Source organism: Oceanobacillus bengalensis (genome assembly GCF_003628445.1).
Taxonomy (GTDB): Bacteria; Bacillota; Bacilli; order Bacillales; family Amphibacillaceae; genus Oceanobacillus; species Oceanobacillus bengalensis.
The window spans coordinates 1-24764 of record NZ_RBZO01000034.1; the positions used below are offsets into that span (position 1 = coordinate 1).

Annotated in this window: 21 protein-coding genes and 6 tRNA genes; 23 read left to right on the top strand and 4 right to left on the bottom strand. The window is 37.3% G+C overall.

What is annotated here, in order from left to right:
• The first annotated feature begins 597 nt into the window (after positions 1–597).
• Positions 598–2067, top strand: coding sequence for a GGDEF domain-containing protein (locus D8M05_RS16745; RefSeq protein ID WP_121133868.1), 1470 nt, complete (start codon positions 598–600; stop codon positions 2065–2067).
• A gap of 63 nt (positions 2068–2130) precedes the next feature.
• On the opposite strand, the gene fabI is transcribed toward D8M05_RS16745, so the two are convergent.
• Positions 2131–2907 (bottom strand): enoyl-ACP reductase FabI, encoded by a 777-nt coding sequence (gene fabI, locus D8M05_RS16750; protein ID WP_121133870.1) that lies wholly within the window; start codon positions 2905–2907, stop codon positions 2131–2133.
• A gap of 314 nt (positions 2908–3221) precedes the next feature.
• Between fabI and D8M05_RS16755 the strand changes: the two genes are divergently transcribed.
• The 10 genes from D8M05_RS16755 (at position 3222) to D8M05_RS16800 (ending at position 8688) form a co-directional block, all read left to right on the top strand.
• Positions 3222–3296, top strand: a tRNA-Glu gene (locus tag D8M05_RS16755).
• A gap of 4 nt (positions 3297–3300) precedes the next feature.
• A tRNA-Val gene (locus D8M05_RS16760) sits at positions 3301–3376 on the top strand.
• A 160-nt stretch (positions 3377–3536) separates the two neighbouring features.
• Positions 3537–3612: transfer RNA gene (locus D8M05_RS16765), tRNA-Thr, on the top strand.
• 41 nt (positions 3613–3653) lie between these two features.
• Positions 3654–3738: transfer RNA gene (locus tag D8M05_RS16770), tRNA-Tyr, on the top strand.
• An 8-nt stretch (positions 3739–3746) separates the two neighbouring features.
• Positions 3747–3821: transfer RNA gene (locus D8M05_RS16775), tRNA-Gln, on the top strand.
• A gap of 170 nt (positions 3822–3991) precedes the next feature.
• Positions 3992–4064, top strand: a tRNA-Lys gene (locus D8M05_RS16780).
• 254 nt (positions 4065–4318) lie between these two features.
• A complete protein-coding gene (locus D8M05_RS16785; protein ID WP_121133872.1) occupies positions 4319–5608 on the top strand; it encodes a hydroxymethylglutaryl-CoA reductase, degradative in 1290 nt (429 codons plus the stop codon).
• Positions 5605–6570 (top strand): mevalonate kinase, encoded by a 966-nt coding sequence (mvk, locus tag D8M05_RS16790; RefSeq protein WP_121133873.1) that lies wholly within the window; start codon positions 5605–5607, stop codon positions 6568–6570. Before D8M05_RS16785 ends, mvk begins: the two co-directional genes overlap by 4 nt.
• A 20-nt stretch (positions 6571–6590) precedes the next feature.
• Positions 6591–7568 carry a diphosphomevalonate decarboxylase gene (mvaD, locus tag D8M05_RS16795; RefSeq protein ID WP_121133875.1) on the top strand — a complete coding sequence of 326 codons (978 nt, stop codon included), beginning with the start codon at positions 6591–6593 and terminating at the stop codon, positions 7566–7568.
• Between the two features lie 10 nt (positions 7569–7578).
• Positions 7579–8688, top strand: coding sequence for a phosphomevalonate kinase (locus D8M05_RS16800; protein WP_183072840.1), 1110 nt, complete (start codon positions 7579–7581; stop codon positions 8686–8688).
• Between the two features lie 44 nt (positions 8689–8732).
• Here the strand turns inward: D8M05_RS16800 and D8M05_RS16805 are convergent, their stop codons facing one another.
• Complete coding sequence (locus D8M05_RS16805; RefSeq protein WP_245985485.1) at positions 8733–8882, bottom strand: aspartyl-phosphate phosphatase Spo0E family protein; 150 nt, start codon at positions 8880–8882, stop codon at positions 8733–8735.
• Between the two features lie 234 nt (positions 8883–9116).
• Here D8M05_RS16805 and sigW point away from each other — a divergent pair, with 234 nt between their 5' ends.
• From sigW to D8M05_RS20305, 11 genes are all read left to right on the top strand, one after another.
• Positions 9117–9680, top strand: a complete 564-nt coding sequence (sigW, locus tag D8M05_RS16810; protein ID WP_121133877.1) for an RNA polymerase sigma factor SigW — start codon at positions 9117–9119, stop codon at positions 9678–9680.
• Between the two features lie 6 nt (positions 9681–9686).
• On the top strand, positions 9687–10331 hold the full coding sequence (gene rsiW, locus D8M05_RS16815; RefSeq protein ID WP_281271930.1) for an anti-sigma-W factor RsiW: 645 nt from the start codon (positions 9687–9689) through the stop codon (positions 10329–10331).
• 185 nt (positions 10332–10516) lie between these two features.
• Entirely contained in the window at positions 10517–11338 is an 822-nt protein-coding gene (cdaA, locus tag D8M05_RS16820) for a diadenylate cyclase CdaA (RefSeq protein WP_121133881.1), read from the top strand.
• Positions 11331–12557, top strand: coding sequence for a CdaR family protein (locus D8M05_RS16825; RefSeq protein WP_121133883.1), 1227 nt, complete (start codon positions 11331–11333; stop codon positions 12555–12557). Before cdaA ends, D8M05_RS16825 begins: the two co-directional genes overlap by 8 nt.
• Positions 12558–12683: 126 nt before the next feature.
• Complete coding sequence (gene glmM, locus D8M05_RS16830; RefSeq protein WP_121133885.1) at positions 12684–14030, top strand: phosphoglucosamine mutase; 1347 nt, start codon at positions 12684–12686, stop codon at positions 14028–14030.
• A 160-nt stretch (positions 14031–14190) separates the two neighbouring features.
• On the top strand, positions 14191–14742 hold the full coding sequence (locus D8M05_RS16835; RefSeq protein ID WP_121133887.1) for a DUF6241 domain-containing protein: 552 nt from the start codon (positions 14191–14193) through the stop codon (positions 14740–14742).
• Between the two features lie 437 nt (positions 14743–15179).
• Entirely contained in the window at positions 15180–16982 is a 1803-nt protein-coding gene (gene glmS, locus D8M05_RS16840) for a glutamine--fructose-6-phosphate transaminase (isomerizing) (protein WP_121133889.1), read from the top strand.
• Positions 16983–17731: 749 nt separating this feature from the next.
• Positions 17732–18571, top strand: a complete 840-nt coding sequence (locus D8M05_RS16845; RefSeq protein ID WP_121133891.1) for a TnsA endonuclease N-terminal domain-containing protein — start codon at positions 17732–17734, stop codon at positions 18569–18571.
• Positions 18568–20724 (top strand): Mu transposase C-terminal domain-containing protein, encoded by a 2157-nt coding sequence (locus D8M05_RS16850; RefSeq protein WP_121133893.1) that lies wholly within the window; start codon positions 18568–18570, stop codon positions 20722–20724. Before D8M05_RS16845 ends, D8M05_RS16850 begins: the two co-directional genes overlap by 4 nt.
• Positions 20699–22393 (top strand): ATP-binding protein, encoded by a 1695-nt coding sequence (locus D8M05_RS16855; RefSeq protein ID WP_245985487.1) that lies wholly within the window; start codon positions 20699–20701, stop codon positions 22391–22393. Before D8M05_RS16850 ends, D8M05_RS16855 begins: the two co-directional genes overlap by 26 nt.
• Positions 22394–22405: 12 nt before the next feature.
• Positions 22406–22579: a TniQ family protein gene (locus D8M05_RS20305; RefSeq protein ID WP_183072841.1), complete on the top strand. Its 174-nt coding sequence runs from the start codon at positions 22406–22408 to the stop codon at positions 22577–22579.
• Between the two features lie 237 nt (positions 22580–22816).
• Here D8M05_RS20305 and D8M05_RS16860 read toward each other — a convergent pair whose 3' ends face one another.
• Positions 22817–23689 (bottom strand): SDR family oxidoreductase, encoded by an 873-nt coding sequence (locus D8M05_RS16860; protein ID WP_054637727.1) that lies wholly within the window; start codon positions 23687–23689, stop codon positions 22817–22819.
• A gap of 150 nt (positions 23690–23839) precedes the next feature.
• Here D8M05_RS16860 and D8M05_RS16865 point away from each other — a divergent pair, with 150 nt between their 5' ends.
• Positions 23840–24307, top strand: a complete 468-nt coding sequence (locus D8M05_RS16865) for a winged helix-turn-helix transcriptional regulator (RefSeq protein WP_121133895.1) — start codon at positions 23840–23842, stop codon at positions 24305–24307.
• A 10-nt stretch (positions 24308–24317) separates the two neighbouring features.
• On the opposite strand, the gene D8M05_RS16870 is transcribed toward D8M05_RS16865, so the two are convergent.
• Complete coding sequence (locus D8M05_RS16870) at positions 24318–24737, bottom strand: hypothetical protein (RefSeq protein ID WP_121133897.1); 420 nt, start codon at positions 24735–24737, stop codon at positions 24318–24320.
• Between the last annotated feature and the right edge of the window lie 27 nt (positions 24738–24764).

The window sequence follows — 24764 nt, forward strand, 5'->3', positions numbered from 1 at the left end:
TAATTTGTTTAGTCGCTATTAACGGTAGGGTATTTTGTTAGGGCTGGCAAGCCTTTTTTATTTGTGCAACCTTCTAACATTTTGGTTGCAATACTCTGTACTTTTATTATGCATTAAACAACATAGTTGAAAATATTAATGGTCTTTTAAATGGAGATAACTATATTCATCCTTGATTTAAAGTTTTCTCTGTTGGACGAATATATAAGATTAACAACTAAAAAAGTAGAACGGCCTAGGAGTCTATTAACAAACTGAGAATGGGATGTTCTCGAACAGATGGTTGCTGGTTTGTAAAAATGTGAAACCGCTATCAGATTAGATATATCGTATAAAGCGGTGAAAACCATGTAACATAGGGAATTTGATTGTAAGAATAAAACAAATGCAATATTGAAGGCTCTAAATAAGGGATGGTTCAACTTGGTAGATAGGAAAATATAAAAGGTTCTATTTGCATAAGTGCAGGTCGTGGCATTCGCTATAAAGGCTAGGTGGATGCCTAGTTTTTCAACTAAAAAAAGATAATATTTCCTGATTCATCTAGTTAGTATATTCCTGAAAGGTTACCGTGAATGTTACAAGGGGTGTAATTAATTGAAGGAACTTTTCAGAGTGAGATTGTTTATTATTATGATTGTCTTTGCTACTGTCATTGCTTTTACGATTGCGATTATTAATGAGCAAAGAATTACGAATGAATTATTAGAGAACAACAAATTTCAAATAGAACAAATTGAGGATACAGTAAAATACTCACTAGAAACCATCGATAAAGTTTACTATTATTTTGATGATGATACAGCTGCTAACATGGAAAGGAATTCTAAATTTCTTATAGACTTATATGAAGATAATCCTTCTTTTACTGAATGGGATTTCAATTCTTTAAAAGAGCAATTAGGTATGGATATATATATTATAAATAATAATAATGTTGTTACCCACAGTAGCTTAGTAAGTGATATCGGTATGGATTTTGAGGAATGCTGTCATACATTAGCTGGTATTTTGGACGAAAGAAGAAGTACTGGAGAATTTTATCATGATGGCATGGACATCGCACAAGATACGGGTGAAATTACAAAGTTTAGTTATATGGCGACGCCAGATAAAGAGCATTTGATCGAACTCAGCTATAATTTGCAGGACGGAGAGATATTTGGTGAATTTAACTTTCTACAAGTAATGGGTGAATTAGAAGAGAAATATCCGTCTATCAATGAAATTAATATCCTAAACTTAGGTGGTCTTTCTCTAGGGGAATCTGCTAATGAGTGGAAATTAACGGCTGAAAGAAGACAGGCATTTGAGAAAGCGTTAAATACAGATGAAACAATTGAGGTAAAAGTGGATTTAAATGATAGTCAACTATCCTACCGTTATGTTCCATACCGCTCAAAATATGACTCGGGGTCAACACAAGATAAAGTAATTGAAATTGTACATAGTAATAACCAATTACAAGTAGTTCTTGTTAAAAATCAAAGAATATTTATTATCCAATTAATCTTGGTATTAATTGTTACAATCATTTTGTCTCTAATTACTTCAAAATGGTTCGCAAGGCCTGTTCACATGGCATTTCATGACAAATTAACCGGTTTAAAAAATAGAGCTGCATTTGAAGAAGACCTTCAAAGACAGTTGGATAAGAATGAAGGTAGCATTGCATTACTGATGTTTGACTTAGATAACTTTAAATTAGTTAATGATCATTTGGGATATGACCAAGGTGATCAATTACTACAACTTGTTGGTTCATCTGTAGAAGCCTCTTTACCTAAAGGTAAAACAATATATCGACTAGGTGGAGATGAGTTTACTATTATTATGCCGTCGAGTAATAGAGATGATGCAGAACAGATAGCTGAATTAATTATGAGTAATTTAAATGAAGTCATTAAACAGATGACAGAGCTAAAAGGATTACATGTAACTGTAAGTTTGGGTATAGCTATCGCTCCTGATGATGGGGTAGATCTGGAAAGCCTCTATAAGAAAGCAGATATTGCAATGTATAAGTCAAAAGAGTTGGGGAAGAATCAATATTTTGTTTATCAGTAAATCCTTAAAAAAAACAAGAAAGCCGCCTTCCTAAATGGAAGCGTCTTTCTTGTGTAAAGATAATCAACCACCAATAATGTGAAATCCAGAATCAACGTGTAACACTTCGCCAGTAACACCTCTTGAAAGGTCACTAATAAAGAATAAAGTTGCATCACCTACTTGATCTTGATCAATACTGCGACGCAATGGAGCCTTTTCTTCAATAATACTTGCTTTCTCATTAAAGCCAGAAACACCTTTGGCTGATAACGTACGAATCGGACCAGCAGACACTGCATTTACACGAATACCATATTTCCCTACATCCTCTGCTAAATAGCGAACACTTGCCTCTAATGATGCTTTTGCAACACCCATGACGTTATAATTAGGAACAACACGTTCTGAACCTAGATAAGTTTGTGTTACAATGCTACCACCTTCAGTCATTAATTCCTTCGCAGCTCTTGTAACAGCAACTAGTGAATAGGCACTAATTTCTTGTGCTAATAGAAATCCATCTCGAGATGTGTCAGCATATTCTCCTTGAAGTTCTTCACGATTAGCGAATGCTACCGAATGAATTAATCCATGAATGGTACCAACCTCATCTTTAATCTTCCCAAAGGCTTCTTGAACGCTTTCATCACTGGCAACATCACAAGAGACAATTAACTTCGCTTCTATTTCGTGTTTTTCAAGTAAGTTAACTAATTTTTTATATGAACGCTCTTGTCTATTTGTAAAAATAAGGTCTGCCCCAGCATTATGTAATGATTTCGTAACACCCCATGCAATACTTCTTTCATTTGCAACTCCCATAATTACTATTGTTTTTCCTTCAAGTAGCTTTGTCATTTTTTACCTCCAAAAAAGATTGTTATTATATTATAACCTAACTAGATTGCTAAAAGAAATCATAAATTAGAACTTTTACTAATCCGTGGAATTTCGGGTTGTAATTGTGTTGAATGAATGTTTAGATAAATGAATATATTCTTACAGAATGTGGATAGAGTGAAGTGTTTGGTTATGTAGGTTAAGAAACACAAAAAAATTTATAAAAATGCATTTTTCCTCTTTACAAATGGTGCATAACTAGATATAATAAAATTCGTCAGTTTGAAATAGCCCAGAAAAATGTAGTTTTTTGTAGGTTTAAGTTTTAATATGGCCCGTTGGTCAAGTGGTTAAGACACCGCCCTTTCACGGCGGTATCACGGGTTCGAATCCCGTACGGGTCACCAACATGGAGGATTAGCTCAGCTGGGAGAGCACCTGCCTTACAAGCAGGGGGTCACAGGTTCGAGCCCTGTATCCTCCACCATACTTCCTTAGCTCAATTGGTAGAGCAAGCCGTTTGCTTCATCGAATATGCTACTATGTGCAGGCTTGCGAGGAGTGCGACTTCACCGAATATGCTTGCAACACGACGAGCCACACAAAATAAATGTTCTAATTGACGTATGGGCATAAAACAATAATACGCCGGCCTAGCTCAATTGGTAGAGCAACTGACTTGTAATCAGTAGGTTGGGGGTTCAAGTCCTCTGGCCGGCACCATTTTTATCATGTATAATTTATTACTTTATCGTTAACAATACGGAGGGGTAGCGAAGTGGCTAAACGCGGCGGACTGTAAATCCGCTCCCTCAGGGTTCGGCAGTTCGAATCTGCCCCCCTCCACCACTTATTGTTGGGCCATAGCCAAGCGGTAAGGCATCGGGTTTTGATCCCGTGTACCCCAGGTTCGAATCCTGGTGGCCCAGCCATTTTATTTTCTTATATATGAGCTATTAGCTCATTCGGTAGAGCAACGAGCAATACTTCTTCCGAATAAGCTACGAGTAACCCCGATGCATTGACATCTTTGAATAAGCTTTTAGAAGCAGGGGTCAACAAACAGAACGCTCTTCTAAATAGGAAGAGACTCATTATATATGAGCCATTAGCTCAGTCGGTAGAGCATTTGACTTTTAATCAAAGGGTCGAAGGTTCGAATCCTTCATGGCTCATCATCTTAATAATTGAATGTTTCACTAAATAAACAAGGTCGGTTGTTCTTAGAATGCCTACCTTGTTTGTTTGCTTTTTGGGCCATTTTTTTACATAATAGGTACAGGTATTTTTTAAAACCCATTTAACTTTTTTGTATCATGTAAAGGCATTATTATAAAGATAATAGAAGGAAACATGTTATAATAATAGATAGGTTTTTAAACGTTAACAAGTTACAGTGAATTTTTGTATATAAAGAGGATGATACAGTATGGAGACATCCAGAATTCCTGGGTTCTATAATATGACTGTTGATGAACGTCTGAAGTTGTTAAAAGAGTTGCAGCTTTGTACGGATGAGGATATGGAATCACTTAAGACGAGTGAACCTCTAACAACAGAAACTGCTGATAATATGATTGAAAATGTAATTGGAACGTTTCAGCTTCCACTTGGCTTAGGTTTAAATTTTCTAATTAATGAGAAGGAATATGTAATTCCAATGGCTATTGAAGAGGCCTCTGTCGTCGCTTCTGCTAGTCATATAGCAAAGATTGTAAGAGAAGCTGGTGGTTTTACAACGGAAGCAACAGATCGAATAATGATTGGTCAAATCCAAGTAGTAGCTTGCCCAGACTTTCATGAAGCAAAAGAAACATTACTTCGTGCAAAGGAGTCTTTAATAAAAGCTGCGAATGATGCCTATCCTAGTATCGTTCGTCGAGGCGGTGGTGCAGAGGATTTGGATGTAAGGATCATAAATGAAAAAACTGGATCCAAGTATAGCCAAATGCTCGTTATGCATTTGTATATTAATACATGTGATGCAATGGGTGCGAATATTATTAATACGATGGTTGAATCAATCGCCCCTATCGTAGAGGACTTAACAAAGGGTAAAGTTTATCTGCGAATTTTATCGAATTATGCAGATAAGTGTCTTGCACGCGCAAAATGTGTCATCCCACCTGAACTTCTTAAAACAGGGGAATTCTCTGGCGAAGAAGTAAGGGATGGCGTTATACATGCCTTTGAATTTGCAGCTTCTGACCCATATCGTGCGGTTACACATAATAAAGGAATTATGAATGGAATTGATCCCGTAGTAATTGCAACAGGTAATGATTGGAGAGCGGTGGAGGCAGGTGCACATGCCTATGCATCTCGACATGGTTCATACACTTCGATGACTAACTGGTGGATAGACAAACAAGGCAATCTTGTGGGAGAGTTGGAGCTTCCAATGTCAATTGGAATAGTTGGTGGAGCAACGCGAGTGCATCCGCTAGCGAAGTTTTCATTGGGCATATTGAAAGTGGAATCAGCGAAAGAACTATCACAAATTATTGTTGCTGTTGGTTTAGCGCAAAATCTAGGCGCACTAAAAGCATTGGCAACGGACGGTATTCAAAAAGGACATATGGCATTACACTCTCGCTCTGTTGCAATTGCGGCAGGAGCTACAGGGGAGATGATTGATATCATTGCAAATCAATTAATCGAACAAAAAGAAATCCGTGTAGGTAAAGCTAAAGAATTGGTGGAACAATATACAAAATGAGAGCAGAAGAAGTAACAACTACAGAAAAAACAGCTATTGGAGTAGCTCATAGTAAGGTAATTTTGATTGGGGAGCATGCAGTTGTACACGGACAACCAGCTATAGCTATACCCTTTCCATTAATTGGTGTGGAGACTGTTATTGAGCGTGTTCCTGGTAAGATACAAATGGACAGTGCCTTTTATCATGGTCCATTGAACTTTGCGCCAGAATCATTACAAGGAATTGTTAAATGTATTAGAGGGACATTACAATACCTCGAATTACCAGGAAAGGATTTATTGATTCGAATCAGTTCATCGATTCCGCCTGGTAAAGGGTTAGGTTCCAGTGCTTCAGTTGCTTTATCGGTCATACGTTCTCTATTTGCATATGCAAATCGTACGTATACAGATAAAGAGTTATTAGACTTGGCTAATATTGCGGAAACACATGCACATGGGCAACCTAGTGGCATTGATACAATTACGATTAATTCCCATTCACCTGTTTGGTTTGAAAAAGATTATCCAGTAAAATATATTAACCTGGCAGAGGATTTCCACTTTATTGTGGCTGATTCTGGCAGAGTAGGTGATACACGGTCTTCTGTTGAATCAGTTGCTCGTTTGCTTAAATCAGCACCTGGGAGAATTCATCGAAAACTGGAACGGATTGGAGATTTGACTCACCAAGCAAAGCATGCCCTAGAAAAGGCTGGTAAGTATATCTTGGGTCAACTATTAGATGAAGCCCAGAAAGAATTGGAATCTTTAGGTGTTAGTGACACGGGGCTAAATCGTCTCATTTCTGTAGCGAAGAAAGAGGGCGCATTAGGTGCGAAGTTAACTGGTGGCGGCAATGGTGGATGTATTATCGCGCTAGCAAGGAATGAAGTACATTCGAGACAACTTGCTGAAAAACTCAGGAAGTACGGAGCGCATGCGGTTTGGCCATTTGTTTTAAAAAAACATGAGAATTAGTAAAAAAAGGGGATAGATTTGTGAAAGGTACAGCTAAAGCACATACAAATATTGCATTAATTAAATATTGGGGAAAGCGCAACGATGCGTTAATCTTACCAACGAATAGCAGTCTTTCTTTAACATTAGATGGTTTCTATACAAAAACTACTGTAGAATTCAGGCGAGATCTATCCTCTGACCTCTTTTTATTAAATGACCAAGCGGTGTCAGGGCAAGCCTACGAACGGGTATCTAGGTTTTTAGACTTAGTACGCAAATTGTCTGGAGAAGAAAATATATATGCCGAAGTAAACTCACGTAATGAAGTACCAACAGCAGCGGGTTTTGCCTCATCAGCTTCTGGATTTGCTGCCCTTGCTGCTGCTAGTACTCGGGCTATTGGTCTTGAGCTATCCGATGAAGAGTTATCTATTTTAACTCGTCAGGGGTCTGGTTCTGCTTGCCGTTCTATTTATGGCGGATTTGTTGAGTGGCAGATGGGCGAGCGTGAGGATGGATTAGACTCACGTGCTGTACAGGTTGCCCCCGAGGATTATTGGGATGTTCGTGTTGCAGCAGTTGAATTATCTTCTACCATGAAAAAAGTGTCAAGTCGAGAAGGGATGAAACGAACTGTAGATACAAGCCCATTCTATTCAGGATGGTTAGAGGCTATTCCAAACGATTTGATGCAATTAAAAGCTGCTATTAAAGAAAAAGACTTTGAAAAACTCGGAGCAATCGCTGAGGCGAATTGTTTGAAGATGCATGCTACCACATTAGGAGCGAATCCACCATTTACATATTGGCATGATACGACTGTCCGTGTTATGCATGCGATACAAGAAATGCGGTCCAAAGGTATTCCAGTGTTTTTCACTATTGATGCAGGGCCAAATGTAAAAGCACTTTATTTACCTGAGCATGAAGAAGTTGTTAAAAGCATGTTAGAGAATATACCAGGTGTAACGAGTGTTACATTAAGTAGAACCGGAAAAGGGATTTCCTATTTATAGGGGTTGAAATATGTTGAATGATAAACCGATGACCATACAAGTGCCTGGAAAATTAATGATTGCTGGTGAGTTTGCAGTGTTGGAACCGTATCATCAGCTTGGCGTTTTGGCGGTAGACCGATTTGTTTATGCAACAATTGAAGCGTCTAGTGAAAATAGCCTGACTTTAGAGGATTTTAATTTAGATAAATTAGATTTCACGTTTCATAACAATCAGATTGAGATTAATACGACGGATAACCGGATTGGCTTTATCAAGGATGCAATGACAATTGTTTATACCTATTTGGACGAACAAACAATTCGTATGCCGAAAATAAAACTGTCTATTAAAAGTGAGTTAGATGATGCGTCTGGTATAAAGTATGGTTTAGGGTCAAGTGCTGCTGTTGTTACGGCTGTGGTAAGCGCAATTCTTAAATTCGCACTGGAACAGCCTACGAAAGAACTAATTTTTAGGCTAGCAGCTATTTCACATGTTAAAACGCAAGGGAATGGGTCTGGAGCAGATGTTGCAGCCTCTTCTTATGGTGGACTATTGAAGTACGCATCTTTTCAGGCAGAATGGTTACATAATGAATATACACAAACTAGCTCTATTTCCGCATTATTGGAGAAGGAATGGAAATACTTTGCGCTAGAACCGATAGATATACCAGATAATATCTACTTTTGTGTTGGGTGGACGGGCAAACCAGCATCTACTGCAAAGTTAGTTGATATTATCCTCCAATTAAAAGTAAGTAATCCATTCATGTTTGATGAATTTCTTAAAGATAGTAAAGAGGCTGTAGGATACTTTTTCAAAGGTATAGAGCACAAGGACTTTAGCCTTGTCTCTAAAGGTGTAAAGAAAAACAGACGTGCATTAGCTACTGTTGGAATGCATGCCAATGCACCAGTAGAAACGCCGAAGCTTACAACGTTGTGTGATCTTGCGGAAGAATTGGGTGGCGCAGGAAAACCATCTGGTGCTGGTGGAGGAGACTGTGGGATTGCCTTTATGCCATCTCGTGAGGCAGCTGATAAATTGATCATTGCTTGGGAAGAAGCGGGAATTAAACCCCTTGCACTACAGCCAAGCCTAGAGGGTGCTAAGCTGATACAGAAAGAGACATGATAGCCAAGTAGCATCATGTCTCTTTTTTTAATGTAGGTAGGTTATTACATATATTTTTGATATTCATTAATTAATTTATCTAATTTCGTACTGGATGAGATAACAGCTTCAGATGTTAAATCATATTTATCGCTTAATGTAATCATCTCTTCACGGCATTCTTCAATTTTTTCCATTAACATTGATTTAGTCACCAAAACTTACCTCCTATCTAGTATACTATAATAAGAGAATACCCAATTAAATGCAATATTGAAACTGTGAATTTTTTGTGATTTTTTAAAAAAATAGGTTTATTATTGCTAGTGGTAGGGAATAGAAAGAGTTTTATTTTGTATTTAAGTAATTTGTAAATCATTTTATATAAAATGAAACCTTTTTTAAACCTAATCGTATTATAAATACCGCAAGTAAGCGGAGGTACTTAAATGGAACAATTAATAAAAGAAAAGATTAAACAGGTAAAAAAAGGGGACCAAGCTGCTTATAGCGATATTGTAGGTTTTTATCAAAACAAAATATATCAGCATTGCTATCGAATGCTTGGAAATGCACACGAGGCGGAGGATATGGCGCAAGAGGCATTTATTCGTGCATATGTGAATATCGATTCCTTTGATGACCGCAGGAAGTTTTCAACTTGGTTATATCGTATAGCTACGAACTTATCGATTGACAGAATAAGAAAACGAAAACCAGATTATTTTTTAGATGCGGAAGTAAAAGGAACAGATGGACTCGATATGTATTCACAGATCTCAACGGAAGATAGGTCACCAGTTGAGGAAGTGGAAAATTTGGAGCTCAAGCGTTATATTCATAATGAAATATCACAACTTCCACCGAAATACAGAAGTATTATTATCTTACGTTATCTAGAGGAATTTTCTCTCCAGGAAATTAGTGATATCTTAGATATACCACTAGGCACCGTGAAAACAAGAATACATCGGGGAAGGGAAGCTTTGCGTAAAAGGCTTCGCCACGTGTAAAGGAGTGTGACCCACTTGGAAACCCATAATAAAATGATTGAATTAATGCATAGGCATTTAGATGGAGATTTAAAGAAAGAAGAAGAGGTAATTCTTCGTACTCATTTAGAAGAATGTGTATCATGCCAACACCATTTTCATGATTTAAAGCGAACGATATCGTTACTTAAAAGTGTAGAAACGATTGAAGCGCCAATAAATTTCACGGAAAATGTGATGGCTAAACTCGGGGCAGAGAAGAAACATTTCAAGTATAAGCGGTGGTTTAAAACACATCCACTCATAACTGCGGCTGCAATTTTCTTTATTTTTATGTTGAGTGGAGCGTTTGTTCAGTTTGAAGGGCAGAGTGAGTTAGTTGTTTCTAAGCAGGAGAACCTTATTGTTAAAGGGGATACAGTTATTGTACCTGAGGGTGTAACTGTAGAAGGTGATCTTCTTGTGAAAAATGGTAATCTCATTATCGATGGAACTGTAGATGGAAATGTAACCATTGTTAATGGCGAGTTAATTGATGATGACCCTCTTGAAGGTGAGGGCTTGATGGCCTCTGTTGGAGAGATAAATGGTGAATTAAATACAGTAAATAAAATGTTTGAGTGGTTGTGGTTTCAAGCTAAAAGTTTATTTAAAGGGGTATTCTCATTTTAATATTTGCTAAACCAGATAGGCTAATGCCTATCTGGTTTTTTAGTCGCATATATTGGGTATAGGAAATAATAATAATACTTCAGTCTTCCCTTTATGTTTCTTGTTACGTTTATGATATAATTATTATCATACTTTTCGGGTTATGAGAGATCTGATGAAATTTAACGATAGAAGGATGTGTGAACATGCTTGATGGGGGTCTAGACTTTCTGGATATGCTAAGAATAGGCGTAGATATTGCTCTCGTCTGGTATGTATTTTATAAATTAATGATGCTAATTAGAGGTACAAAGGCAATCCAGTTATTAAAAGGAATTGCAGTTGTCTTGCTAATTTGGGCACTTAGTCTTTTATTTAATTTACAAACAATGCAATGGTTAACAAATGAAGCGATTACTTGGGGTTTTCTTGCTATCATTATTCTTTTCCAACCAGAATTGAGAAGAGCGCTTGAACAATTAGGTAGAGGGAATTTATTCTCAAGAACTGCAAGGTCGGAAGAAGAAATATTAGCCAAGAAGATTGATGCAATTATACAGTCTTGTAATTATATGGCTAAAAGACGTATAGGCGCACTAATCACCATTGAGGGAGATACTGGTGTTGGGGAATATACGGAAACAGGGATACCAATCGATGGGAATCTCACGCATCAGCTATTAACGAACATATTTACACCGAATACGCCGCTTCATGACGGGGCTGTTATTATCAAAGATGGGAAGATCACGGCAGCAGCCTGTTACCTTCCTTTATCGGAAAGCCCCTTTATTTCAAAAGAATTAGGAACAAGACATCGAGCCGCAATGGGAATAAGTGAAGTTACAGATGCGCTAACAATTGTTGTATCTGAAGAGACTGGAGCTATCTCTTGTACCAAAAATGGTGAATTACATAGAGATACAAAGGAAGATACATTAAAACAAATGCTTAATGCCCACTTATCTTTAATGCAAGAATCCTCTGATAAAAAGTCGTTTAAGCGAAAGGGGAGTAAAAATGGATAATTGGTTTAAAAGTAAATGGTTTGTCCGTTTTGCTGCGTTAGCCTTTGCGATTGTATTATATGTATTCGTTGATATAGATGTAAACTCTACAGGCGCAGATTCTAATCTGCCTGGAAGATCATCTGAAACACAGCAATTTGATGATGTACCTGTTCAAATTAAGATAGATAGTGAGAACTATGTCGTAACCGGTGTGCCAGAATATGTATCGGTAACTCTATCTGGTTCTCCAAGTACCTTACGACCAATCGTATTGCAAAGAAACTTTGATGTATATGTGGATCTTGAGGGATTGGAAGAAGGAGAACATACCGTTGAAATTAAACATGATATAACAGATGAATTAGAGGTATTTATCGAACCAAAAACAATTGATATATACATTGAAGAGAGAGCTACGGAACAATTTGAAATATCTGCTGAGTTCTTTAATCAGGATAAATTACCACAAGGATATGAACTTGGTGAGTTTGAAATTACTCCGTCTGAGGTCACAATCACAAGCTCTAGAAGAATCATTGATGGCATTGGTGTTGTGAAAGTATTTGTTGATCTGACTGGATTGGAAGAATCCATCAATAATCGAGAAGTACCTGTAAATGTGTATGATAGTCAGGGAAATGAGTTAAATGTTAGGATTGAACCTGAAACAGTGGTAGTTTCTGCCGAAATAAACAATCCAAGTAAGACGGTAAGCTTGAATATTCCTACAACTGGTGAATTACCTGAAGGCTATTCATTAACATCACTTTCTGCTAATGTAGAAGAGGTAGAGGCATTTGCAGTAAGTAATGTGTTAGAAGGTATTGAGATGATATCAACAGAGGAAATTAATTTATCAGAAATTACCGAGACGGGTACGTTAGAAGTGGACTTGTCCCTACCAGAAGGCGTGAATGTGCCAGATGTTGAAACAATTGAGGTAATGATAGAACTTGAGCAAACACTAACCTTTGAGGGACTTCCTATTGAAGTAGATGGTATACAAGATGGACAAGCTGTAACCTTCTTGGAACCTGAGGATGAAGGAATGGATATAACAGCAGTTGGGAATGAAATAGAAATACGCGAATTAACCAACGAAGATTTCCGTATTTCTATTAATGTAGAAGGGTTAGACCCTGGTGAGTATATGCTACCAGTTGAGATCGAAGGACCTGATCTTGAAGAAGCAGTGATTACACCTGAATACGATGAGATTCGGGTACAGATAGATTAGATTGAGTAGAGAAGCGGCTTAGGGGCAGCTACTCAATCTAAGAATACTTAGTTATTTATGAGGCGTTTTATACAATGATTGGTATTGAGGCTCTCGCTTGTAAACACTTAAAAAGGAGAGGTACAAATGGGAAAATACTTTGGAACTGATGGAGTAAGAGGAATTGCTAACAAAGAATTAACACCAGAATTAGCATATAGGCTAGGTCGTGTGGGAGGGTATGTATTAACCCAAACTACAGATAAACCGAAAGTTATTATTGGCCGTGACACGCGTATTTCAGGGCATATGTTAGAGGGGGCACTTGTCTCTGGACTATTATCAATTGGTGCAGAGGTGATGAGGTTAGGCGTTATATCAACACCTGGTGTGGCATACCTGACGAAAGCACTTAGCGCACATGCTGGTATTATGATTTCAGCTTCACACAATCCAGTTGAAGATAATGGGATTAAGTTTTTTGGACCAGATGGTTTTAAGCTAACGGATGAACAAGAAAATGAAATTGAACGCCTCATTGACTCAGAAGATGACTTACCACGACCAATTGGTGGTGATATAGGGATTATTAATGATTACTTTGAAGGTGGACAAAAATACTTATCGTTCTTAAAAGATACGGTTGATAATGACTTTGAAGGGTTAACGATAGCTGTTGATAGTGCTCATGGAGCAACATCAAGTCTAGCCACACACTTATTTGCTGATTTAGAGGCAGATATTTTTTCAATGGGCTCATCACCAAACGGTTTAAATATTAATGATGGTGTTGGTTCTACGCATCCAGAGGCATTACAAGCTTTTGTTTTAGAGAAGGAAGCAGACATTGGTCTTGCTTTTGATGGTGATGGTGATCGTTTGATTGCTGTCGACGAGAAGGGAAATATTGTCGACGGTGACCAAATTATGTACATTTGTGCGAAGTATTTGAATGAGCGTGGAGTATTACGCCAAAATACGGTCGTATCAACAGTAATGAGTAATATTGGATTTTATAAAGCACTTGAAGAACATGGGATAAAAAGCAGTAAGACAGCAGTTGGTGACCGTTACGTAATGGAGGAAATGCGTAAGGGTGGCTATAACCTTGGTGGTGAACAATCAGGACACATTATCTTTTTAAATTACATAACTACAGGTGACGGAATGTTATCAGCTATTCAACTTGTTAATGTAATGAAGGAAACTGGTAAGCCATTATCTGAACTTGCTGGGGAGATGACTATTTACCCACAAGTATTGAAAAATGTAAAAGTTACAGACAAGAAAGAAGCACTAAACCATCCACAAATCTTAAGTGAGATTGAAAAGGTGGAAAAGGAGTTAGGAAGTAATGGCCGTGTGTTAGTACGTCCTTCCGGAACAGAGCCACTTGTTCGTGTGATGGTTGAAGCTCCAACTAAAGAGGAATGTGAGCAATATGTAGGTCGTATTGTTCAACTCGTTGAAGATTTGCTAGGAGTAAAAGAATAAATAGGTTGTCTCTAGGGCGTAAGAATGTTATTCATTCTTACGCCCCTTTTAAAAATGATGTTGAATAATCCTTACCATCTATTATATGGGCATTCTCTAGTGTCTTAATTACTTGAATGTTTTTAACATTGCGGGTAATCTTATGCTAGGAGGGGTCTATTTGAAGAAAATAATTTGGGGATTAGTGTCAATATTAATTATTGCTATTGGAATTTTTTCTTACATAATAATATATAATGTTCAAGATAAAAACGATGAAAATAATAGTGCAGATGCATCATCAGTTGTTAATACACTAGCAGAAGATAGAACTGAAGTACAGGGAACAATTACACAAGAAAATTTAGAGCAATATAAGAAAGAAGGACTTAACCCGTTCGGTAAAACAACATCGATCGAGGAGTCAACAATTTACCATTATAATGAATACATTCATGGGATGTCACATCAAAAAGTAAAAGCGGAAGAAAAGTGGGGATATTATGAGATTCATCCCGAGAGGATTCAGTGGTTACTCGAAGGTCTGGATGTTGTAGAGATTAACAATGAAACAGTTTATCGTAAAATTTTAGAGAGATGGGCAGAAGGTGACTTTTCTAAAGTAGATGATGATCACAATGCAATCTGGACTCTTCAGGGGGGAACGATTGGAGAGGCAACAGGTATCTTAAGCCCTGAAGAAGAACAGGCATATATTGAAAGCAAGCAATAAATATCATTTTTAACAAAATATAAAGGTCTTACATAAAATAACATTATATACCCGAAAGTTTTAATTGACCAAGTGAATAGAACTCGGGTAAAATAAAATAGGTTCACTCATGTCTTTACTATCTTAGTAAAAAGTGGGTGGATGTTTATTTTAGAGGAGAAAGGAGCATAGTAAAACTAGTTCAACTTAAAGCGCCAGAACTATTTTCGTTCGAAAAGGAGAAATAGTTGACGAGGTGGAGGTCATCGAATATTTCGGCGGATACCTCCCGATTGAACATCTCAGTCGTTTACGTTTTATTCTAAAACAATAAGGTGACTTATTGGACAAAGGGATAAAATAAGATGTCATCTAACACGAGAAAGGGGCAGTAAGAAGGCCCCGTATTAATATTTACGTCTTTTTGTCTGCCCCTTATAATAGGAGGACACAACGATATGTGCGGAATTGTAGGTTATATCGGACAGAATGATTCAAAAAATATTTTATTAAACGGATTGGAAAAATTAGAATATAGAGGTTATGATTCAGCTGGTATTGCAGTGCTTAATGACGATGGTATAAACCTTACAAAGGTAAAAGGCCGTATTGCAACATTAAAAGAAAGTGTTGACAATTCTATCCAAGCAACGATGGGAATTGGACATACACGTTGGGCAACACATGGTGTCCCAAGTATCGCTAATGCACATCCCCATCAAAGCACTTCAGGGAAATTCACCATTGTTCATAATGGTGTTATTGAGAACTACCAGGATTTAAAGCGTGAATACCTTAGTGATGTAGTATTTGTGAGCGAAACAGATACGGAAGTTATTGTACAACTAATTAATAAGCTTTATGAAAAATATCAAGATACTGCTAAAGCTTTCCGTGAAGCTATGAGCCTTATTAAAGGTTCTTATGCCATTGGAATGATTGATGCAGATGACGCTGAAACATTATATGTAGCAAAAAATAAAAGCCCGTTACTCATTGGCCTTGGCGATGGCTTTAATGTCATTGCAAGTGACGCGATGGCAACGTTAAAAGAAACCGATCAGTATCTTGAAATTTCCGATAAAGAAATTGTTTTCGTAAAACGTAATAATGTTGAAATTCAAAAACTAGATGGTACCGTTGTTGAACGTAAGCCATATACAGCACAAATTGATGTAAGTGACATTGAAAAGGGAACATACCCTCATTATATGTTGAAAGAAATTGATGAGCAGCCAATTGTTATTCGTAAAATTATTAAAGAATATCAAGCTGGAGACAATGAACTTAAACTGGATGAAGATATTCGCTCTGCTATGAAGGCAGCAGATAGAATCTATATTATCGCTGCAGGGACTAGTTACCATGCTGGTTTAGTTGGTAAAGGGTTTATTGAGAAATTAGCCGGTATTCCAGTGGAAGTACATGTTGCGAGTGAATTTTCATATAATATGCCACTTTTGTCTAGCAAACCGTTATTTATTTTTATATCGCAAAGCGGAGAAACAGCTGATAGCAGATCCGTATTAGTAAAAATTAAAGAAATGGGACATCCAGCATTAACGATAACAAATGTGCCAGGATCCACCCTTTCTCGTGAAGCAGACTACACATTACACCTACATGCAGGTCCTGAAATTGCTGTTGCATCTACAAAAGCGTATACTGCACAAATTGCAGTACTAGCAATTTTGGCAGCAGATACAGCAAATGCAAAGGGAATTGAATTACCAATCGACCTGATGAAAGAGCTTGGTATTGTTGCAAGCACAATGGAAGTTTTAACTGATCAGAAGGAAGAAATAGAACAGTTAGCTAGAGACTATATGGCAACAACTCGCAATGCTTTCTTTATTGGTCGAAGCACGGACTATAATGTTTCATTAGAAGGTGCCTTGAAATTAAAGGAAATTTCTTATATCCAAGCAGAAGGTTTTGCTGGTGGGGAATTGAAACATGGTACGATTGCATTAATTGAAGATGGTACGCCAGTGGTTGCACTTGCTACTCAAGAAAATGTAAACTATTCAATTCGTGGTAACGTTCAGGAAGTAGTAGCGCGTGGAGCAAATGCGTTGATAATAAGTATGAGAGGCTTAGAACAAGACGATGATGCATTTGTTCTACCTAAAGTTCATGAACTGCTTACACCACTTGTTAGTGTCATACCATTACAATTATTGGCATATTATGCAGCACTTCATCGTGATTGTGATGTTGATAAACCAAGGAATTTGGCTAAGAGTGTAACTGTTGAATAGGTTGATGAGGATTGTGATTTGTTCTTATATAGCTGTTACTTTCCACTTCCCCAAGCTAAAAAGTCGGTACCTACTGCTAAATAGTTGGTTCCCGAATGGTAAAGAAACGGGGAAGTTCAACGGGGAAAACGCTATGTACTCGGATGGCTTTTCAATCACCATCCAAAAGGGATGTTCAATCCCAAATCAATAAAAAATCGGGCTGGATCCAATAGCGATTCAGTCCTTTTCTTTATGCTTAATATCCCTCCAATCCCTTTCCAATAGTGGTTTTAGGCTATTTTCAATATCTTTTCCAGTTGTTTTCCTCACCCTATCAATCTAACGGATTACTAATCCCTATTCAGTGTGTTTTCCAAACATAAAAATCATTATATTTCCATTCTTTTCTCCTGATTCTTTCCTCCATTATGGAAAAACTTAATTACAATGGCAGAATATTCGATACAACCCAGACGGGTTATTTCGGGTCATTTTCGGGTGTTTTAGGGAAGAACTTAATAGCAGATTGGAAAGAAGAGAAATGACGAGGAAAGAAGGAAGCGGCTTAGAGTCGCAAGGGTTTGAGGGGAGTGAGGAGGAGGGGAAGGCAGGGAAGGACTTATTAACAGGGGAATAGTTCTTGTGGATTTAAAATAAAGTCGCGATGTTTATAAAAAAGATGCGATGTTTAAAATAAAGTCGCGACGTTTATAAAAAAGTTGCGAAGCTTTGCCCCTTTGGATATGATTATCTAAAGGGGTGTTTTTGTGTCGAAAAGAAAAAGAACATCTAAAATTGATAAGTGGATTAAAGAGGGCCGAGGAACTGGCAGTGGAGCAGATTATCAGCCTTGGCTTAAAATTCAAGATGTTTCCTCATTAGGTCGGTCAACAAGATTAAAAGGTATAAAAACCGGCAGACAACATGAGTTTTTATCGGATTTGGAACGGAACTACTTTTATTTGACTGAATTTTCTGATGTTATTTTGGATATTCGTGAACAATTTCCTTTATTACCACAAGAAGAGACGATTATCATTGCTGAAGAGCTTGGGATTAAACATCCAGCTGATCCAAAAACAGGCGATCCCATTGTTATGACAACGGACTTTTTATTAACAGTTGATAAAGGACAAGGTGTATTTGAAGTCGCTCACACTATCAAAATGAAAGATAAGCTGTTAGAAGAACGTGTGTTAGAGAAGTTTGAAATTGAACGGGAATATTGGAAGCGTAGAAGCATTAATTGGGCAACTATAACAGAGGAAGAAATTCATAAAACAATGGCTAAAAATATTAGTTATATCCATGATTATTTTGATATTCGTAGCTATGATGTATATCAAGAAATGGATGACCAAAATATTGAGGATTTATCCATGTCTCTTATGAATCGCCTATTGAATAATTCACGAAGTATCCGTGAAATTACTAATGAGTTTGATACAGATACACACTTACCTTTTGGAAGTGGTGTTACACTATTTTATCACTTGCTTGCTAGAAAAATCGTAGTCATTGATATGCAAAAGCCGATTGATTTAGAGCAAACAATTGATATTAAGTGTATTGATGAAGGTAATTTAGAGAAGGTGAAATACGGATGATTTATATTAATCAAGTGTTTCAATATGTGACCGATTCGACAAGGATTCGGGTAATTGATATTGAAGAACCACATGTCTATATTGTTAATATTGACACGAGTAGTGCTATGCCGAGGAGGGAGCTATATTCCAACCTAATTACAGATATGAATCAAGGAGAGCTACTTGCGATTAATGATCCATATGCAAAAGTGATTTCAGAAAGTGATTTAACAGAAGTGCAAATTCGTAAGCGCGAAGAAGATTGGGAAACTATACAAAAATACTGTGTCCCCAATATGCAAGATTTGCTCTACAAACGAGGAAGAGAAAATAAAATTCGTGAAATCGTTCGGGACAGCAACTTAGGCAAGACAAAAGTTAAAAAGTTACTGACTCGCTATTGGCAGAGGGGGATGACAAAAAACGCTATGTTACCCGACTACTCTAATTCAGGTGGTAAAGGGAGAACAAAAGTCCTAACAAATGCAAAGGTTGGTCGTCCTAGAAAGATAAACATAAATAATGAATATCAAACCGGTATTAACATTACTGACGAGGTAAAGGTCCAAATTGAGCACGTTATCAACAAGTACTACAGGATAAAGAATAATTACTCTTTACGAGATGTTTATAATTTCATGCTGCGTGACTTTTACTCTGATCGCTATAAGGAAAATGGTGAGCTAAAGTACCGTATTTGGGAGGCCACTCGAATTCCCTCGTACCATCAGTTTTACTACTGGTTTAAAAAGCTGGAAGACCCGAAAAAGGATATTCAGTTTCGTAAAAGTACAAAGGAATATGAATTGAAGCATCGTCCGATTTTAAGTGATTCTAAATCAGAAACAAATGGTCCCGGTACTAGATTTCAAATTGACGCAACTATCGCAGATATTTATTTAGTCAGTTCACTTGACGTAAATAAAGTAATTGGGCGACCAGTTATTTATGCTGTACTTGATGTGTATTCACGCATTATTACAGGTCTTTATGTTGGGCTAGAAGGGCCGTCATGGATTGGTGCAATGATGGCTTTGGATAATATGGTTGCTGACAAAGTAGAGTTCTGTATGCAGTACGGAATTAATATTACACCTGAGCAATGGCCAACACATCATTTACCTGAAATTATTATCGCTGACCGAGGTGAGTTTGAAGGCTATTCGGTAGAGAATTTAATTAACAATCTTAATATTAAAATTGAGAATACCACAGCTTATCGGGGAGATTTGAAAGGGATTGTTGAAAGGAAGTTCCGTACATTAAATGGAAAAGTAAAGCAAAAAGCACCTGGGGCGATTCAAAAGGAATATCGAGAACGTGGTGATCAAGATTATCGCTTAAACGCTACGCTGAATCTAAAGGAATTTACATCTCTTGTTATTACGATGGTTTTGCATCATAACAAAAAAATCATTGATAAATATCCTATTGAAAAAGAAATGGTAGCTGATGGGCTAGTGCCAACGCCAATTAATTTATGGAATTGGGGTATTCAAAACCGCAAAGGAAGGTTAAGAACAGTTGATCGAAATATTCTTCGTCTGAACGTGCTTCCACGTGGAAAAGCGACAATTTCAAGAGCTGGAATCAAGTTTAAAAATCTTCTTTATGGTTCTCGTCAAGCGATTGAAGAGCAATGGTATTTGAAGTTGAAAAATAGAAGTTTAGAAATCGTTTATGATCCACGACACATTGAAAAAGTCTATATTCCCCACGATGAAGGAATAGATTTTGAGACGTGTATTTTATTAGAACCTAGTCAGCAATATAAAGGTGACTTCCTAGAGGAAATTGTCTTTCAACAACAACTTCGGAATGAACTAGAAGAAATGGAACGAACAAATCAAATTCAGCTTACAGTGAATACTGATGCTGCATTGGAAGAGATTATTAAAAAGGCTGCGAAGAACAAAAAACAATCTTTTAATCAACCAACAAGTAAGAAGGCTAAAATAGCAGCTATTCGTGAAAACAAGGATGTTGAAAAACAGTTAAATCGTGAAGCTGAAAAGTTTGATTTATCACCTAATAAGGTTAGTGAAGCAGCTGACGTAATCGACTTTGTTACAAAAGAGAAGATTGATGAAACACCACCTAAGAAATCAGGCTCACGTCTTATGGAAAAACTAAAGAAGAAGCGAGATGAGGAATTTGGGAAAGACAAATGACATGGTTGTCTTAAAAGGGGATTTTGAGAAAGCTGTCTATAAGGAGCAATTTTTAAATGAATATACCAATAATCCTTTCATCGAAGCTCTTCCACCTATATTTAATGAGGATGATGTGCTGGAGCGATTTATGGTGACTCCACGAATTAGTGAGCAAGATAAATTAAGTGAAACGAATATTCGTTATCACGTCTTAAAACGTGTAAGGAATTTTATCCAGCCGTTACCGATTCATTTCGAGGTAGAACGCCGATTGTCTACATTGATTCGGAGAGGTTACTTGGCGCGAAATCCATTAGATAGAACATTTCTAGAGCGTGTTCGGGTGTTACATGAATTGCGTGAAGAAGAGGAAACAGCTCATAAATATATAGATGAACGACTAAATTATATTCGTTCAACTGCCGATAGCTTATCCATTATCGGTATTTCTGGAATTGGTAAAACAACAGCAATTGAACGTCTTTTGCTTATGTATCCACAAGTGATCAAGCATGAAGAATACAAAGGACAACCGTTTAATCGAACTCAAATTGTTTGGCTTAAAATTGACTGCCCGTATGATGGAAGTTTATCTACACTTTGCAAAAGCTTTTTCAAAGCAATTGATGATTTACTAGGAACTCGATATTTAGAAAAGTACGGTTATTTGAACCGTGTGACATCGACAATGTTATTGCACATGACATCGTTAGCAAGTATGTACGGCATCGGTGTTCTAGTAATTGATGAAATCCAGCACTTACTACATTCCAAAAATGAACAGGAAGAAATGTTAAATTTTTTTGTAACACTGTCTAATACAGTTGGCATTCCTACGGTTTTAATCGGCACTTCTAAAGCACAAAAACTATTCAAAGGAAACTTCAGACAGGCAAGACGGGCAGCAAGTGATGGAGCTATTATTTGGGATCGTATGGATGAAAATAGTGAAGAGTGGGAGTTTTTCCTAGAGACACTTTGGGAATTACAGTGTTTAAAAACCCATTCTGAGCTTACAGAGGAGACAAAGAAGGCATTTTATTATGAATGCCAAGGGATTACTGCTGTTGCCGTGAATCTATTTATTCTAGCGCAAGAACGAGTATTATTTGATGAGGACAACCCGGCTGAAATCATTACACCACAAGTGTTAAAAAAGACTGCTAGGGAAGATATGCAAACGATTCAACCAATGATGACAGCTATTCGGACGAACAATTTTGCCGATATGATGAAATATGAAGATATTATGATTAACTTGGATGAAGTCATGCTGAATCACAAGCGAAATACTGAAATGACAGGACGTATTCAAGAAGCATTTAAAGAGCGCCAAAATACAATCGAGTATAAACGTCAAGACATGATTGGGAACTTAAGTGTTGAAGTGGCAGCCCTTGGTATTTTTGATAGTTTGAAAGAAAACGATATTAAAAAGCTCGCACAAAATATAGTTGAGGGAAATCCACTTGATACTGAATTTAATCAACTTAAATCAGATGTGATTCAGCAAGCAATTGCATTAAACCAGCAAAGGAAGGAACAAAAAAGTAAACCAAAACCTCAAAATACCGATGTATTACCATTGTTGGCACTTAGAAAGAAAGCATTAGAGAAAAAACAGCACCCATACGAATTGTTGAAAGCAAGTGGATATATTAAAAATCCATTAGAGGAATTCTACTAGGAGTTGATTAAGATGCTGCCATTCTTTACAGAACCATATCCAGATGAATTGATGTATTCGGCTATCGCACGTTACCACTTTTACAGTGGGAATATCGATTGCAAAGATACGTTAGAAGAAGTATTTCAAAGTCGTTCAGTGATTCCGAGTATGGGTATTTTTGCACAACCCCTCGAAAATGGCTGATTCAGAATTATCCAAATACGACTCCTGTGTTTAATCACCCAATGCAGCAGTAAGGGCGCTTGTTATTAAACAATCGCGCCCTATAATGGAATATTACATTAGTTTTTATTAGCTGGTTTCGTTTAACAAGAACCATGCATAATTCTGTTTAAGGCTTGTCTATATTTATAAAAAAGACTGCTCCAATTTAGTAGCAGTCTTTCATATTGGTATCCTCTTAATGTTTATAGAAATCGCTTATTTATTGAAAAAATGAGTGATACTTTTGCGAATTGAAGTTGGTTTTCTACCAATCAAATCTTCTAAATCACTGGAAGCGTTCCCCTCATTTCCATCGGCTATTGAATTGTAAAGAGCAATTTGAAAATGAGCAAAACCTTCAGGAACGCCAGAATTAACCATTCTCTCTAGAGCTTCAGAGTCTGACATAGACTGATGAGTTACGTTTTTTCCTGAAACATCCGAAAGAATGTTAGCAAGTTCATCATAATTCCAAGTTTCAGATGATGCTAATTCATAAACTTTATCTTCATGTCCTTCTCCAGCCAGAACGGTTGCTGCTGCTAAAGCAAGGTCATTTCGTTCTACTGTATTAACTTTACCTTTTCCAGCAGAAGTCACGATTACTCCACTATCAACAAACGATTGAAGGCTCTCATTAACAAACACTTCTTGATAAAAAGCATTTCTTAAAATCGTAGTTGAAAGACCTGAAGCACGAAGGGTATATTCAGTTGCTGAATGAACATCTCCAAGTGGAGGAAATGCCCCCTTATCAACAGCAGCAAAACTTGTATAAAGAAGGTGTTTTACTCCTGCCTTTTTAGCTGCCTCAATAGCATCAACGTGTTTGCGAATACGTACTACCGAGTCGTCTTGTGGTGTTGATATTAGAAGCAACTTAGAAGCTCCAGCAAATGCTTTTTCCAGAGATGAAGGGTCATCATAATCCCCATATCGAACTTCTATTCCTTGGTCAGCAAATTTAGATGCTTTTTCAACGTTTCGAACACTAACAGCGATTTGATTTGCAGGTACTTTTTCAAGTAAATGTTGGACAACCAATTGTCCTAATTCTCCTGTTGCCCCAGTAATTACGATTTTTGACATAAACAAGTCATCTCCTATTTATATAATTTTTTGTATGTTGGATTTTTAAGCATAGTCATATATTATATCAGTAGGCATTTTTTTTAAAGTAGGCACATTTTTATAACATAGTCACAAAAATAGTACTATTAGGAAGGAGAGGTATTTATCATGGCACGAACATTGTTTCAAGGTGAACCTCCAGAGGAACAAATAGAGGTTTGTCCGGTTACAGAAACTCAAAACATAATTGCAGGGAGATGGAAACTCATTATTCTATGGCATTTAAGTAAACAGACAAGAAGATTTGGTGAACTTCAAAAATTGGCACCCGGTATTTCAAAAGGAATACTAACACGTCAGTTACGAGAACTGGAAGATGATCAAATGGTTCACAGAGAAGTATATAAAGAGGTTCCTCCCAAAGTAGAATACTCACTAACACCAAAAGGGAAAAGCTTTATCCCTGTACTGGATATTATGGGTGAGTGGGGGAAAAACATAGGAAGAGTAACAAAAAAGAACTCAAGCCCGTCACCAAAGATTAAGAAAAACGTGCTAGAGCATATCTGCTCTAGCACGTTTTTCTTAATTGTATTTTCAACTGATTTCCCATTATTCAAGAATTTGGCCCTATAGCGGAAGGTACTTACCTGTCACCGCTCCACTTTTTCAGGGCTTCCAATCCTACCTCAAAGTCACTTTTCGATAACATTTTTTCAATGGTTCCCTCTTTCAGTTCATTGGCCAAGTCTAAAATATCGGTAACGGCCTGTTTCCATTCACTCACCTGATTTTGAAGCCGTTGCAGTTCCTGCTGTTGCGCCGACGATAAATCCGTTTCCTGTTGCCACTTGACGAGTTGCCTTTCGTAGATCGGCGCAAATTCAAGCTGTTCCGTGTAGGATCGGATGACACGGTTGACTGTGGCATCGTCTAATATATGCGGTTTAGAACGGGCTGCCAACAAATTATCGTATTGTTCTTGTGCGGTTTCCATTTGCCCATCAATCATGCTGGCAATTAGGGGTAAGTTACTTATGGGCTGCCAATTAGGTTCCGGTTTCATTGATTCTCACCTTTCCTTCGAATGGAT

Coding starts and splice junctions, on each gene's coding strand:
- fabI (WP_121133870.1), bottom strand. CDS start 2,907: ATGACAAAGCTACTTGAAGGAAAAACAATAGTAATTATGGGAGTTGCA.
- D8M05_RS16785 (WP_121133872.1), top strand. CDS start 4,319: ATGGAGACATCCAGAATTCCTGGGTTCTATAATATGACTGTTGATGAA.
- mvk (WP_121133873.1), top strand. CDS start 5,605: ATGAGAGCAGAAGAAGTAACAACTACAGAAAAAACAGCTATTGGAGTA.
- D8M05_RS16800 (WP_183072840.1), top strand. CDS start 7,579: ATGTTGAATGATAAACCGATGACCATACAAGTGCCTGGAAAATTAATG.
- sigW (WP_121133877.1), top strand. CDS start 9,117: ATGGAACAATTAATAAAAGAAAAGATTAAACAGGTAAAAAAAGGGGAC.
- cdaA (WP_121133881.1), top strand. CDS start 10,517: ATGCTTGATGGGGGTCTAGACTTTCTGGATATGCTAAGAATAGGCGTA.
- D8M05_RS16825 (WP_121133883.1), top strand. CDS start 11,331: ATGGATAATTGGTTTAAAAGTAAATGGTTTGTCCGTTTTGCTGCGTTA.
- glmM (WP_121133885.1), top strand. CDS start 12,684: ATGGGAAAATACTTTGGAACTGATGGAGTAAGAGGAATTGCTAACAAA.
- glmS (WP_121133889.1), top strand. CDS start 15,180: ATGTGCGGAATTGTAGGTTATATCGGACAGAATGATTCAAAAAATATT.
- D8M05_RS16850 (WP_121133893.1), top strand. CDS start 18,568: ATGATTTATATTAATCAAGTGTTTCAATATGTGACCGATTCGACAAGG.
- D8M05_RS16855 (WP_245985487.1), top strand. CDS start 20,699: ATGAGGAATTTGGGAAAGACAAATGACATGGTTGTCTTAAAAGGGGAT.
- D8M05_RS20305 (WP_183072841.1), top strand. CDS start 22,406: ATGCTGCCATTCTTTACAGAACCATATCCAGATGAATTGATGTATTCG.
- D8M05_RS16860 (WP_054637727.1), bottom strand. CDS start 23,689: ATGTCAAAAATCGTAATTACTGGGGCAACAGGAGAATTAGGACAATTG.
- D8M05_RS16865 (WP_121133895.1), top strand. CDS start 23,840: ATGGCACGAACATTGTTTCAAGGTGAACCTCCAGAGGAACAAATAGAG.
- D8M05_RS16870 (WP_121133897.1), bottom strand. CDS start 24,737: ATGAAACCGGAACCTAATTGGCAGCCCATAAGTAACTTACCCCTAATT.